This is a genomic window from Kitasatospora albolonga (genome assembly GCA_002082585.1).
Classification (GTDB): Bacteria; Actinomycetota; Actinomycetes; order Streptomycetales; family Streptomycetaceae; genus Streptomyces; species Streptomyces stephensoniae.
This window is the reverse complement of the sequence record CP020563.1, coordinates 6921932-6934649: the sequence shown is the minus strand read 5'-3', so window position 1 is coordinate 6934649 and position 12718 is coordinate 6921932. Positions and strand designations below refer to the sequence as shown.

The window sequence follows — 12718 nt, the reverse complement described above, 5'->3', positions numbered from 1 at the left end:
CGCAGCGGTCCTGCGCCGTCCGTGCCGGAGGGAGACGATCGTGAAGTCCGTGCCGGTACGGTGCCCGGCCTGCCACCGGGACCATGCCTACGTCGCACCGGCCTACCCGTGCCCGTGCGGCGCGCCCACCGCCCCGCCGCTGGTGCCGGATGCCCCGGCGGTCCCGGTCACACGGCGCACCTGGGACGAGGACTGGGTCACCGTCCGCTGCGCCGCCTGCGACCGGCGGGACCAGTGGCCCCAGCCGGAGCTGTGCTGCCCGTGCGGGGCCCTGCTGCGGATTCCGGTGCGGCCGGTCGGCGAGACGGAGCCCCCGCCCGGCCCCGTCAGGCCCGCGCACATCCCGCTGCCGCGCACCGCCGCCCACCCGCGCCCCTCGTTCCGGCCGCGGACGATCCGCACCGGCCATGACGCGGTGAGCGCGGCCGCCCTCTATCTGACCTGGCTCGGCTACCGCGAGGTGGTCCGGCCGCAGACCCGTCCGGCGGGCGGGATCGACCTGCGGGCCACCGGGCTCGTCGCCCAGGTCGACGCCTCCACCCGGCCGGTGGAGCTGCGCGGGGTCGAGTGCCTCTGGCTGAACGCCCTGGGTGCGTCGGCGGCCGGGGTGTTCTTCTCCCTCGCGGGGTACGAGGCCGATGCGCGGGCCCGCGCGGACGGGGTCGGCCTCCCGCTCTTCGTCATGGACCTCACGGGCGTGCCGCAGCCGGTGAACAGCCCGGCGGACGAACTGGTCAGCACGGGGGCGTGAGCGCCGGGCCGCTTCTCGGGGAGGGGCGTTTTCGGGCCACCCCGTACCGGCGCCCCGCCCGGCGCGGCACACTGAGTACATGCGCATCCGCTCCGCCAGACGCTCCGATCTCCGCCTTCTCCAGGACATCGAGCGCGCCGCAGGGGAACCCTTCCGCACCCTCGGCATGACCTCCGTGGCCGACGACGATCCGCCCCCGCTCGACCTGCTGGAGACCTACCGGCGGGCCGGGCGGTGCTGGGTGGCCACCGACCCCCTCTCCGCCACCGGCGACCGGCCGCTGGGCTATGTGATCGCCGATCCCGTCGACGGCGCCCTGCACATCGAGCAGATCTCGGTGGACCCGGTCGCGGCCCGCCGGGGCATCGGCCGCGCGCTCATCGACCACCTCGCCGGACTCGCCCCCGGGCAGGGGCTCACCGCCCTGACCCTGACCACCTTCAGCGACGTCCCGTGGAACGCCCCGTACTACGCGCGCATCGGCTTCCGTGTGCTGCGCGAGAGGGAACTCACCGACGGACTGCGCACGATCCGCGGCGAGGAGGCCCAGCACGGACTGGACCGCTGGCCACGGGTCTGCATGCGGCGCGACCTGCTGCCCGCCCGGCCGCCGGCCCCGGCATCGCCCCCCGACCCGGAACCGGCACCGGCGTCGGCGTCGGTCGCTGTCAGTGGTGCCCCGTAAGCTGAGGGCATGGATTTAACTCCACGTCATACCGTGCAACCCGCCGTCGCGTCCGCCGTCCAGGCGAACGAGGCCATCCGCGCACTCGTCGACTCCCGTGCGGGCCAGGAGTGGTCCGCCACGGAGTCCGCGACGTACGAGGTGCTGCTCGTCGAATGGGCGGCGGCGACCCGGTCGGGCGGCTCCGACATCATCGAGGCCGCCTGACCCGGCCGTACCCGCGCCTGCCGTCCGGCGGTGCTCACTCGCCGTATGTCTCCCGCAGCTCGATCTTGCGGACCTTCCCGCTCACCGTCATCGGGAAGGAGTCGAGCACCCGCAGCCCGCGCGGGATCTTGTAGTGGGCCAGCCGCTCCCGGCAGTACGCGGTGATCTCCTCCAGGACCGGCGGATCGGCCGGGTCCCGGGGGATGACACAGGCGAGGATCTCCTCCCCGTACCGCTCGTCCGGCACCCCGACCACCTGGACGTCCGCGATCTTCGGGTGGCCGTGCAGGAACTCCTCGATCTCCCTCGGGTACACGTTCTCGCCACCTCGGATGATCATGTCCTTGATCCGGCCGACGATCTGGACACAGCCGTCCTCACGCATCACCGCGAGGTCCCCGGTGTGCATCCAGCGGCCCGCGTCGATCACTTCGGCGGTGCGGTCGGGCTGGTCCCAGTAACCGAGCATCACGCTGTAGCCCCGGGTGCGGAGTTCGCCCGCGCTGCCGCGCTCCAGGGTGGTGCCGGTCGCCGGGTCGACGATCTTGACCTCGATGTGCGGCAGCACCCGGCCCACCGTGCCGGTGCGGCGCTCCAGGTCGTCGTCGCGGCGGGTCTGGGTGGAGACGGGGGAGGTCTCCGTCATGCCGTAGCAGATGGATACCTCGGCCATGTGCATATCGGCGACCACCCGCTTCATCACCTCGACCGGGCAGGGGGACCCGGCCATGATCCCGGTCCGGAGCGAGGAGAGGTCGTACGAGGCGAAGTCCGGGAGGTCCAGCTCGGCGATGAACATGGTCGGCACGCCGTAGAGCGAGGTGCAGCGCTCCCGCTGGACGGCGGCCAGCACGGCGGCGGGCTCGAAGGACGGGCCCGGGATCACGATGCAGGCACCGTGCGAGGTGGCGGCGAGATTGCCCATCACCATGCCGAAGCAGTGGTAGAAGGGGACCGGCAGACAGATCCGGTCGGCCTCCGTGTAGGCGATCATCTCCCCCACGAAATAGCCGTTGTTGAGGATGTTGTGGTGGGAGAGGGTGGCCCCCTTGGGGAAGCCGGTGGTGCCCGAGGTGTACTGGATGTTGATGGGGTCGTCGCAGGACAGCGCGGCTTCCCGCGCGGCCAGTTGGCCGGGGGTGACGGCCGGGGCGGTGGCGGTCAGCTCGGACCAGGACGGGTCGCCGATGTAGTGCACGGCCCGCAGGGCGGGGCAGTCGGCGCGGACCTCGCCGACGAGGGCCCGGTAGTCGCTGGTGCGGTGGGCGAGGGAGGCGACCAGCAGGGAGATGCCCGCCTGGTTCAGGACGAACTCCAGCTCGTGCGCCCGGTAGGCGGGGTTGATGGTGACCATGACGGCGCCGATGCGGGCGGTGGCGTACTGAAGGAGCACCCATTCGGGGCAGTTGACCGCCCAGATGCCGACCCGGTCGCCCTTCTCCACCCCCGAGGCCATCAGGGCCCGGGCCAGCTCGTCGACGTCGGCGCCGAACTCGGTGTACGTCCAGCGGCGTCCGGAGACCACGTCGACCAGGGCCTCGCGCTCCCCGTGGGCGGCGATCGTCCGGTCCAGGTTGCGGCCGATGGTGTCGCCGAGCAGGGCGGTGGTGCCGGTGCCGTGCGCGTAGGACAGGCTGCTGCTCACTTCAGGTCTCCCTCGTCGAACTCGGTTCCCTCTCCGGGGCCTTGCGCGGTGCGTTCGCGCAGCTCGATGCGGCGGATCTTGCCGGAGACGGTCTTGGGCAGCTCGGCGAACTCCAGCCTGCGGATGCGTTTGTACGGGGCGAGGACCGCCCGCGCGTGCTCGAAGAGGACCTTCGCGGTCTCCGGCCCCGGCTCCCAGCCCGCCGCCAGCACGACGTACGCCTTGGGGACGGCGAGACGGAGCGGATCGGGGGCGGGGACGACGGCGGCCTCGGCGACCGCCTCGTGCTCCAGCAGGGCGCTCTCCAGCTCGAACGGCGAGATCTTGTAGTCGGAGGACTTGAAGACGTCGTCGGACCTGCCCACGTAGGTGATGTAACCGTCCGCGTCGCGCGCCCCGATGTCACCCGTGCGGTAGTAGCCGCCCGCCATCGCCTCGGCCGTACGCTCCGGATCTCCGTGGTAGCCGGTCATCAGGCCGACCGGGCGGTCGGAGAGGTCGAGGGAGATCTCGCCCTCCGCCGCCCCGGGCCTGCCGGTGACCGGGTCGAGCAGGACGACGGTGAAGCCGGGGCTGGGGCGGCCCATGGAACCGGCCTTGAGGAGCTGGCCGGGGGTGTTGGCGACCTGGACGGCGGTCTCCGTCTGGCCGAAACCGTCCCGGATCGTGACGCCCCACTCCCGCCGGACCGTCTCGATGACCTCCGGGTTCAGCGGCTCCCCCGCCGCGACGACTTCGCGCGGCGGGACCTTCAGCCGGGACAGGTCGGCCTGGATGAGCATCCGCCAGACGGTGGGCGGGGCACAGAAACCGGTGATGCCCGAGCGGTCCATCTCGGCCATCAGCCGGGAGGCGTCGAAGCGGGTGTAGTTGAAGATGAAGACGGTCGCCTCGGCGGTCCACGGGGCGAAGAGGTTGGACCAGGCGTGCTTGGCCCAGCCGGGCGAGGAGATGTTGAGATGGACGTCGCCGGGCCGGAGCCCGATCCAGTACATCGTCGCCAGGTGGCCCACGGGGTAGGAGACATGGGTGTGCTCGACGAGTTTGGGCCGGGCGGTGGTGCCGGAGGTGAAGTAGAGCATCAGCGGCTCGTCGGCGCGCGTCGGGCGGTCGGGCGTGAAACCGGCGGAGGCGTCGGCCGCTTCGGCGTACGGCCGCCAGCCCGCCACCTCCCCGCCCACCGCGATCCGGGTGTACTCCCCCGGCACCTCGTCGAACTTCCCGGTGTCCGCGTCCCGCACGAGCACATGGCGCACCCGGCCGCGCTCCACCCGGTCGCGCAGATCGGCGGGGCCGAGCAGGGGTGTCGCCGGGATGAGGACGGCACGCAGCTTCATCGCGGCGAGCGCGGTCTCCCACAGCTCCACCTGGTTGCCGAGCATCACGAGGATGCGGTCGCCCGCCCGGACCCCCTGCTCCTTCAGCCAGTTGGCGGCGCGGTCGGAGCGCTCGGACATCGCCGCGAAGGAGACCTCGGTGCGCCGGCCGTCCTCCTCCACGATGTGCAGGGCGGTGCGCCCGTTGTTCTCGGCGATGACGTCGAACCAGTCCAGCGCCCAGTTGAAGTGGTCGGGCCGGGGCCAGCGGAACCCCTCGTAGGCGGTGTCGTAGTCCTCGCGGTGCTCCAGCAGGAAGTCCCGGGCAGCCCGGAACGTCTCCGTCGCGCTCGTCGCCGGCATGTGCCCTCCTCGTTGCGGACCGGACCCGTCGATTGACATCATGCAAACAGTGACCCAGGTCTCAACACCCCCGGACGGGGGTGGCGCGATCCCCCGTCCGGGGGAGCCGAGGAACAGGTGGAAAGGCATCGGAGTGCCGGAACCGGTCGACGCGGCCGAGGGGATCGACGCGGCCGAGATGCGGACGGCGCTGGCGGGGCTGCGCCGCACGAGCGGACTGCCGGTGGTCTTCGGCGGCCTGCTGTCCGACGCCCGCCACGCCCGGATCGGGGAGCTGAACGGGGCGCAGACCGGCGCGTTGCGCGGTCTGGTCGTCGCGGCCGGGAGCGGTCTCGGCGGCAAGGCCATCGCCCTCGCCCGGCCCTGCGCCGTGACGGACTACCCCGCCTCGCGCCACATCAGCCACGAGTACGACAGGGCGGTGGCGGCGGAGGGGCTGCGCTCGGTCGTCGCGGTGCCCGTCGTCGTACGGCGGACGGTACGGGGCGTGCTGTACGGGGCACTGCGTACGCCGGTGGGCCTCGGGGACCGTACGTTCGACGCGGCGGTGGCGGCGGCCCGTGACGTGGAGCAGGCGCTCGCGGTCCGGGACGAGGTGCGGCAGCTGCTCGCCCTGACCCGGGAGCAGGTGGCGGCGGCCGGTCCCGGTACGGCTCCGGGCGCCTGGGAGGACGTACGCGAGGCGCACCGGGAGCTGCGCGCGCTGGCCCCGCGGGTGGTCGACCCGGCGCTCCGCGACGCGTTGCTGGCCGTCTGCGGGCGCCTGGCCTCGGCGTCCGGGGCGCGGGCCCCGGCAGCGGCCCGGGAGGTGCGGCTCGCCCCGCGCGAGGTGGACGTCGTGGCGTGCGTGGCGGCGGGCGCGACCAACGCCTCGGCCGCCCGGCAACTGGGGCTGCGCCCCGAGACGGTGAAGGGCTATCTGCGCTCGGCCATGCGGAAGCTGGGGGCGCACACCCGGCTGGAGGCGGTGGTGGCGGCGCGACGGGCGGGGCTCCTGCCATGACGCCCGTTGCCGCGAGCCACACCCGTAAAGCCATGGCCACGCCCCGCAGACACCCGTAAGCCGCAAACCCGTAAGCCGTAAGCCGTAAAGGGTCTCCTGAAGGGCTTCAGTCCCCGAAGTCCAGGAACGTGCCGAACCGGACGTCGTACGACGTGGCATCCGTCATCACCGACAGCATCCGCCCCGCCTCCTCGGTGATCTCCGTCCGCTCGCCCCGCCGCAGGGTACGCAGCGGCTGCACGGTCAGGATCGCCGTCTCGTCCTCCCGTTCGACCCGCCAGACGGCCTCGAAGAACCCGTCGACCAGGACGGTCCCGTACGCCTGGTTGCCCACCCAGTTGCGCCCCTTGTTCGCCTCCGGGATCACCCGCGAGCGGTCGTCGTGGCCGAGGAGCACATTGTCGAACTCGGGCAGGAAGCGCGGCGGGGCCGGGGTGTCCGGGTCGGGGCGCGGGGCGTCCGGGAGGTCGAACAGCTCGGTGCCGTGCTCGTCGCGGAAGGTCAGGAGCCGGGGCCGCAGCCGCTCGAAGACCTCCCGCAGCCGGGTCAGCCCCGCCCAGCGCTGCATGTCCTTGACCGAGGCGGGGCCGAAGGCGTTCAGATAGCGCAGGACGGTGTCGTCCGGCGCCGGGACCGGCTCCGGGTCCCTGCCGAGCCAGTGCTCCACCGTGGTCAGCGCGACCTGCCCGCCGCGCTCCCACAGTCCGCGCGGGGTGACCTGGACCAGCGGCAGCAGACACCGGGCGGCCACCGTGAGCGCGAGCGGGTCGGCGTCCGGCCAGTGGCCGAGCAGCTCCTCGCGCAGCTCCTTGACCGGGCGCGGGCGCTCCTCCACGAGTTCCCTGCTCACGGCGGCGAGCCGGTCCAGGTCCACCCCGGCGAGGCCGCGCCGGAACACCTTGAGCTCCCGGTCCCGCGCCGCCTGCACCAGCGGACGCAGGGTCAGGGCGTCGTCCGCCGTGTGGGTGTGGAGGGTGGAGCGGAGGGTGACGATCCGGACCACCTCGCGGGACTCCATCAGGGCGGACAGCTCGTGCGGGTCGAAGTCGGCCAGCCGCGCGTGGAGCTGGAAGTACGGCGGCTTCGTGTTCTGCGCCTGGAGCCCGAGGAGGTGCGCGACCGCGTCCTGGGCGGACATCGCGGTGCGGCGCAGCAGGAGCTGACGGTCCAGGGTCGCCCGGTTCAGCGCCCGGGCGGAGAGGACGGCGGGGTGTGCGGCGGTGCGGTGCGTCTTCGCGGCCATGGTCCGTACGGTAGCGGGGCTTGCGGACAGGGACGGTCCGCGACGGCCGGGGACCGGCGTTACGCCCTCCGGCCCCACGCCCCGCGCGCCCCTTCCCCGGCCGCTCCATGATGAACCGGTGATCAGTGTCCTCTTCGCCGTCCTGACCGCCCTGAGCAACGGTTCCGCCTCGGTGCTCCAGCGCCGGGCCGCGTTGGAGGTGCCCGACGGCGAGGCGATGCGCCTCTCCCTCATCGGCCATCTGGTGCGCCAGCGGGTGTGGCTGGCCGGGATCGCCCTGGTGATCGTGGCGGCGGTCTGCCAGGCGGTGGCGCTGGCGACCGGGCCGATCTCGGTGGTGCAGCCGATCTTCGTCATCGAGCTGCCCGCGACCCTGCTGCTGGCCGGGTGGATGATGCGGGTCCGGGCGCCGCGCACGGTCTGGTACGGCGTCGCCGCGGTGACCGCCGGTCTGGCGGTCGGGCTCGGGTCGGCCGCGCCGGTCGACGGCACCGACGCCGTGCGGGGTGCGGACTGGGTGCCGACGCTGCTGCTGACCGGGGCGTTCGAGGCGGTGCTGATCGTCGCCGCGCTGCGGGTGCGCGGCAATGCCCGGGCGGCCCTGCTGGGGCTCGCCGCCGCCTGCGGCTACGCGCTGACGGCGGCGCTGATGAAGGACGCGATGGCGCATCTGGGCCCGGAAGGCGGGGCCGTCGCGCTGCTGACGTCGTGGCAGCTGTACGCGACGGCGGCGGCCGGGGTCGGTGCCCTCTTCCTGCTCCAGAACGCCCTGCACGCGGGGAGTCTGGTGGCGGTGCAGCCGATGCTGACGCTCGGGGACGCGCTGATCAGCATCCTGTACGGGGTGACGCTCTTCGAGGAGGAGCTGCGCACCGGCTGGTGGCTGCTGCCGGAGCTGGCGGGGCTGGGGCTGATCGCCGCGGGCTGTGTGGTGCTGGCCCGCTCGTCCCTGGCCACCGACACGCTCGCACCGCAGCCGCCCCCGCCTCGGGCCGGCTGAGGGAGCCGGGGGTCAGACCCGGTCGGCCGGGGTGACCCGCTCGTCCTCCCGTACGGGCGCGGGCGGGGTGCCGTCGCCGAACGGGCGGCCACCGAGCTGTTCGCGGTGGTGCGGGGTGGTCCAGCCGGAGAGGTCGGGGCCGAGAGGGACGATGCCGGTCGGGTTGATCCCCGTATGCACCTGGTAGTAGTGGCGTTTGATGTGGTCGAAGTCGACGGTGTCCCCGAACCCGGGGGTCTGGTAGAGGTCGCGGACGTACGCCCACAGGACGGGGTCCTCGGTCAGCTTCGTACGGTTGCACTTGAAGTGGCCGTGGTAGACCGCGTCGAAGCGGACCAGGGTGGTGAAGAGGCGGATGTCGGCCTCGGTGATGGTGTCGCCGACCAGGTAGCGGCGGTCCGTGAGGCGGTCGGAGACCTGGTCGAGGCGGGCGAAGAGTGCCTCGTAGGCTTCCGCGTAATCCTCTTGGGTGCTGGCGAACCCGGCCTTGTAGACGCCGTTGTTGATGTCCCGGTAGATGCCCTCCATGACCTCGTCGATCTCCGCGCGCAGCGGCTCGGGGTAGAGGTCGGGGGCGCCGGGGCGGTGCAGGGCGGTCCACTCGGTGGCCAGGTCCAGGGTGATCCGCTGGTAGTCGTTGGTGACCAGCTTCCCGCTCGGTACGTCGACGATCGCGGGGACGCTGACCCCGCCGGGGTAGTCCCGCTCCCGGGCGTCGTACGCCTCGCTCAGATAGCGGATGCCGAGCACCGGGTCCTTGCCGTCCGGGTCCAGGGTGAAGCGCCAGCTGCGGTCGTCCTGGATGGGGTCGGTGACGGCGAGGGAGAGGGCGTCCTCCAGGCCGAGCAGGCGGCGGGAGACCAGAGCGCGGCTGGCCCAGGGGCAGGCCCGGCTGACGACCAGCCGGTAGCGGCCCGCCTCGACCGGCCAGCCGTCGCGGCCGTCGGCGGTGATGCGGTCGGCGAAGTGGCTGCGGGACCGCTTGAAGGGCTTGTGGCCGTAGGAGGTGTTGCCGTCGCTCCCGGCGCTCTTGCCGGATGTGTCGCTCATGCCGTGCTCCTCGAGGGGTCGGTGGATTCCTTGCGTTCCCGTCGTCTGCCCCGCCGGTCGGCCCCGACATCGGCCAGCGCCACGATCAGCGCGGCCAGCACGAAGGCGACGGAGACGATCAGCCCGTGGTCGTACGCGTCCGCCCACCCCTCCGGGCCGACCTGGGCGAAGAACACCGCGCCGACGGCGGCGATCCCGACCGCCGAGCCGACGCGCTGCCCGGTCTGGAGGGTGCCCCCGGCGCTTCCCGCCCGGTGTACGGGGACCTCGGCGAGGGTCAGCGTCTGGTTCGGGGCGATCACCAGACCGCTGCCGAGACCGGCGAGGAGCAGCGGGGCGGCCATCGCCCAGCCCGCGCCGCTGCCGGGCACCCAGTGGACGGCGAGCGCGGTGCCCGCGAGGCCGACGGCGACCATCACGAGTCCGGCCACCACGAGCGGGCGGCCGAACCGTCCGACGAGCCGGCCGCCGATCGACGCGGCGGCCCCGGAGCCGAGGGCGAAGGGGGTGATGGCCAGTCCGGCCTGGAGGGCGGAGTAGTCCAGACCGGACTGGAGGTAGAGGGTCGTGACGAAGAAGATCGAGGTGAACCCGGCGAAGTAGAGCAGGATCAGCAGGCAGCCCAGCCAGTACGAGCGCAGCCGGAACAGCGAGAGGTCGAGCACCGGGTGGGTGGGGCCGCCCGTGCACCGCGCCTCCCAGGCGACGAAGGCCCCGAGCAGGACGGCGGCGACCACGACCAGCAGCCACTTGCCGTTGCCGGGCCACTGCTGGGCCTGGACGAACGGCAGCAGCAGGGCCAGTACGCCCGCGCCCAGGAGCAGCACGCCGAACGGGTCCAGGTCGCGCGGCCGGACCCGGCCGGCGGAGGGGGTGTCGGGGAGGAGGCGGTGGGCGAGCAGGAGGCAGACGGCGCCGAGCGGGAGGTTGACGTAGAAGACCCAGCGCCAGCCGTGGTCGGGGCCCGCCGCCTGGATGAGCAGTCCGCCGAGCAGCGGGCCGACGGCGGTGGAGATCCCGACGACCGTGCCGAACATGCCGAAGGCCCGGCCGCGCTCGCGCCCGGAGAACATCTGCTGGATCAGCGCGGAGATCTGCGGGGAGATCAGTCCGCCCGCGATGCCCTGGACCAGTCGGGCGATGACCAGCCAGAGGCTGGACTGGGCGGCTCCGCAGGCGGCTGAGGCCAGGGTGAACAGGGCGAGCCCCGCCATGAAGACGGCCCGCCGTCCGCGCGCGTCGCCGAGGCGTCCGGCGGGGATCAGGAAGAGGCCGAAGGCGAGGGCGTAGCCGGAGACGACCCATTGGAGGTCGGACTCGGGGGTGTTCAGGCCCTCGCGGATGGAGGGGAGGGCCACATTGACGATGGAGACGTCCAGCAGGGTCATGAAGCCCGCCACCAGGCAGACCGCCAGCGCCTTCCAGCGCCGGGGGTCGGGGCCGCCGGTGTCGGCGTCGCGTCCGGCCGGGCCGGGTCGCGCCGCGCTCTCTGCCATGGTTCGCACCTTAGGTCGGGCCGGGTGTTTCCTCATCCTGGACGTCCGGGGCGCGCCCGCCCGGGACGTGGACGGCGCGGCGGGTCCCGCACGCGCACCCGGTTCCGGTACGCGTATCCGGTACGCGCGTCCGGTTCCGGTACGGCGTGTCCGCGTCCCGCACCGCGTGTCCGGGTCCCGCACGGCGTGTCCCGGACGGCCGGGGGTACCTGTTCCCGCATGACTGTGGAGAAAACGAGCGTTCTCGTCCTTGACTGTGCCGAACCGATGGAGCTGGCCGAGTTCTACGCCGGTCTGCTCGACGCGGAGATACGGATCGGCTCCGACCCCGACTTCGTGGAGATCGTCGGCAACGACGGCGTCCGGCTGGCGATCCGCCGGGACCACGGCTACGCACCGCCGAGCTGGCCCCGCCCGGAGGACTCCCAGCAGGCGCATCTGCGCATCCTGGTGAGCAGGGACGACATCGACGAGGCCGAGCGCGAGGCGATCTCGCTCGGGGCCCGGCCCGTCGACACCGGTGACAGCAACAGCGGTCCGCGCGATGTCCGGGTGTACGGGGACCCGGCGGGCCACTCGTTCTCGCTGGCGGTGTATCCGCTGCCGCAGCAGAGCTGAGGCCGGGGCGGCCCCGGGCGGGAAGCGCGGGGCGCCGACGGCAACGGGCGGGAAGCAAGGGGCTCTTCGGGGCCCCTTCACTCGCGCGCGGCAATAGACAGGAAAGTTTCCCAACACTGTTGACGACAATTGGAAGGAAGCTTTACTTTCAGTTCTGCCGCCATGGCGTCTCCCACCCCCCATCCGAAGGGAGCACCACCATGCACCAGCGCCCCACTCCCCCCACGTCCCCCACCCCTCCCGCCGAGACCCCCGAGGCCGCCGCCCCCACGGGCGGCCGGCGGGGGCTCGCCCGCAAGGCCCTGCTCGCCGCGTCCGCGCTCGGCGTGGTGACCGCGCTCCTGTCCCCCGTACGGGCGGGGGCCGCCCCGGCGCCCGCCGCCGGTTCCGCCGCCCCCACCGCCGCGACACCGCTCGCCGCCAACGGGCAGCTCCGCGTCTGCGGTCTCCAGCTCTGTAACGCGTCCGGCCAGGCGATCGCCCTCAACGGCATGAGCACCCACGGCACCCAGTGGTACGCCCAGTGCGTCACCGACGGCTCGCTCAACGCCCTCGCCCACGACTGGCGCGCCGATGTGCTGCGCGTCTCCACCTACGTACAGGAGGGCGGGTACGAGACCGACCCGGCCGGATTCACCGCCCGGGCACAGAAGTTCATCGACGCGGCGCACGCACGCGGGATGTACGCGGTCATCGACTGGCACATGCTGACGCCGGGCGATCCGAACGCCAACCTCGACCGGGCGAAAACGTTCTTCACCGCGATGGCGAAGAGGTACAAGGACCACCCGGGCGTGCTCTACGAGATCGCCAACGAGCCCTCGGGGGTGAGCTGGTCGGCCATCAAGTCCTACTCCGAGCAGATCATCCCGGTGATCCGGGCGCAGGACCCCGACGCGGTGGTCCTGGTCGGGACGCGCGCCTGGTCCTCGTTCGGGGTCTCGGAGGGCTCCAATGAGTCCGAGGTGGTGAACAACCCGGTCCGCGCCTCGAACATCATGTACACCTTGCACTTCTACGCGGCCTCCCACCGCGAGGCGTATCTCGCGACGCTGGACCGGGCATCGGACCGACTCCCCGTCTTCGTCACGGAGTTCGGGACGCAGAACTACGCGGGCGAGGGCGCCAACGACTTCGCGATGTCGCAGCGCTACCTCGACCTGATGAAGCGGAAGAAGATCTCCTGGACCAACTGGAACTACTCCGACGACCACCGCTCCGGTGCCGTCTTCAAGACCGGCACCTGCAACGGCTCCAACTGGACCGGGACCGGGGTCCTGAAGGAGGCCGGGGTCTGGATTCGCGAGCGCATCCGCCAGTGACCCCGGCCCGCCCTCCGCT

At 72.7% G+C, this 12718-nt stretch carries 12 protein-coding genes; 7 read left to right on the top strand and 5 right to left on the bottom strand.

Annotated features, from left to right (window positions below; genetic code table 11):
• Window positions 1-40: 40 nt before the first annotated feature.
• From B7C62_30520 to B7C62_30510, 3 genes are all read left to right on the top strand, one after another.
• The gene (locus B7C62_30520) at window positions 41-751 is read left to right on the top strand and encodes a hypothetical protein (protein ID ARF76126.1); all 711 of its coding nucleotides are present in this window, start codon (window positions 41-43) and stop codon (window positions 749-751) included.
• 79 nt (window positions 752-830) lie between these two features.
• Window positions 831-1436 carry a GNAT family N-acetyltransferase gene (locus B7C62_30515; GenBank protein ID ARF76125.1) on the top strand — a complete coding sequence of 202 codons (606 nt, stop codon included), beginning with the start codon at window positions 831-833 and terminating at the stop codon, window positions 1434-1436.
• Between the two features lie 9 nt (window positions 1437-1445).
• Window positions 1446-1643, top strand: a complete 198-nt coding sequence (locus tag B7C62_30510) for a hypothetical protein (protein ID ARF76124.1) — start codon at window positions 1446-1448, stop codon at window positions 1641-1643.
• A 34-nt stretch (window positions 1644-1677) separates the two neighbouring features.
• Here B7C62_30510 and B7C62_30505 read toward each other — a convergent pair whose 3' ends face one another.
• Window positions 1678-3288, bottom strand: coding sequence for an AMP-binding protein (locus B7C62_30505; GenBank protein ARF76123.1), 1611 nt, complete (start codon window positions 3286-3288; stop codon window positions 1678-1680).
• Window positions 3285-4967 (bottom strand): AMP-dependent synthetase, encoded by a 1683-nt coding sequence (locus B7C62_30500; GenBank protein ARF76122.1) that lies wholly within the window; start codon window positions 4965-4967, stop codon window positions 3285-3287. Before B7C62_30500 ends, B7C62_30505 begins: the two co-directional genes overlap by 4 nt.
• Before the next feature lie 133 nt (window positions 4968-5100).
• Between B7C62_30500 and B7C62_30495 the strand changes: the two genes are divergently transcribed.
• A complete protein-coding gene (locus tag B7C62_30495) occupies window positions 5101-5970 on the top strand; it encodes a helix-turn-helix transcriptional regulator (protein ID ARF76121.1) in 870 nt (289 codons plus the stop codon).
• Between the two features lie 106 nt (window positions 5971-6076).
• Here B7C62_30495 and B7C62_30490 read toward each other — a convergent pair whose 3' ends face one another.
• Entirely contained in the window at window positions 6077-7213 is a 1137-nt protein-coding gene (locus tag B7C62_30490; GenBank protein ARF76120.1) for a hypothetical protein, read from the bottom strand.
• Between the two features lie 118 nt (window positions 7214-7331).
• Here B7C62_30490 and B7C62_30485 point away from each other — a divergent pair, with 118 nt between their 5' ends.
• Window positions 7332-8213, top strand: coding sequence for a hypothetical protein (locus tag B7C62_30485; GenBank protein ARF76119.1), 882 nt, complete (start codon window positions 7332-7334; stop codon window positions 8211-8213).
• Window positions 8214-8225: 12 nt separating this feature from the next.
• On the opposite strand, the gene B7C62_30480 is transcribed toward B7C62_30485, so the two are convergent.
• Complete coding sequence (locus B7C62_30480) at window positions 8226-9263, bottom strand: glutathione-dependent reductase (protein ID ARF76118.1); 1038 nt, start codon at window positions 9261-9263, stop codon at window positions 8226-8228.
• Window positions 9260-10759 (bottom strand): MFS transporter, encoded by a 1500-nt coding sequence (locus B7C62_30475; protein ID ARF76117.1) that lies wholly within the window; start codon window positions 10757-10759, stop codon window positions 9260-9262. Before B7C62_30475 ends, B7C62_30480 begins: the two co-directional genes overlap by 4 nt.
• Before the next feature lie 219 nt (window positions 10760-10978).
• Here B7C62_30475 and B7C62_30470 point away from each other — a divergent pair, with 219 nt between their 5' ends.
• The gene (locus tag B7C62_30470) at window positions 10979-11377 is read left to right on the top strand and encodes an extradiol dioxygenase (protein ID ARF76116.1); all 399 of its coding nucleotides are present in this window, start codon (window positions 10979-10981) and stop codon (window positions 11375-11377) included.
• 200 nt (window positions 11378-11577) lie between these two features.
• The gene (locus tag B7C62_30465; protein ID ARF76115.1) at window positions 11578-12699 is read left to right on the top strand and encodes a cellulase; all 1122 of its coding nucleotides are present in this window, start codon (window positions 11578-11580) and stop codon (window positions 12697-12699) included.
• Window positions 12700-12718 lie beyond the last annotated feature (19 nt).

Excerpts from the sequence above, each read along its gene's own strand:
- B7C62_30490 (ARF76120.1), bottom strand. The coding sequence starts at position 7,213 with ATGGCCGCGAAGACGCACCGCACCGCCGCACACCCCGCCGTCCTCTCC.
- B7C62_30470 (ARF76116.1), top strand. The coding sequence starts at position 10,979 with ATGACTGTGGAGAAAACGAGCGTTCTCGTCCTTGACTGTGCCGAACCG.
- B7C62_30515 (ARF76125.1), top strand. The coding sequence starts at position 831 with ATGCGCATCCGCTCCGCCAGACGCTCCGATCTCCGCCTTCTCCAGGAC.
- B7C62_30465 (ARF76115.1), top strand. The coding sequence starts at position 11,578 with ATGCACCAGCGCCCCACTCCCCCCACGTCCCCCACCCCTCCCGCCGAG.
- B7C62_30500 (ARF76122.1), bottom strand. The coding sequence starts at position 4,967 with ATGCCGGCGACGAGCGCGACGGAGACGTTCCGGGCTGCCCGGGACTTC.
- B7C62_30475 (ARF76117.1), bottom strand. The coding sequence starts at position 10,759 with ATGGCAGAGAGCGCGGCGCGACCCGGCCCGGCCGGACGCGACGCCGAC.
- B7C62_30480 (ARF76118.1), bottom strand. The coding sequence starts at position 9,263 with ATGAGCGACACATCCGGCAAGAGCGCCGGGAGCGACGGCAACACCTCC.
- B7C62_30510 (ARF76124.1), top strand. The coding sequence starts at position 1,446 with ATGGATTTAACTCCACGTCATACCGTGCAACCCGCCGTCGCGTCCGCC.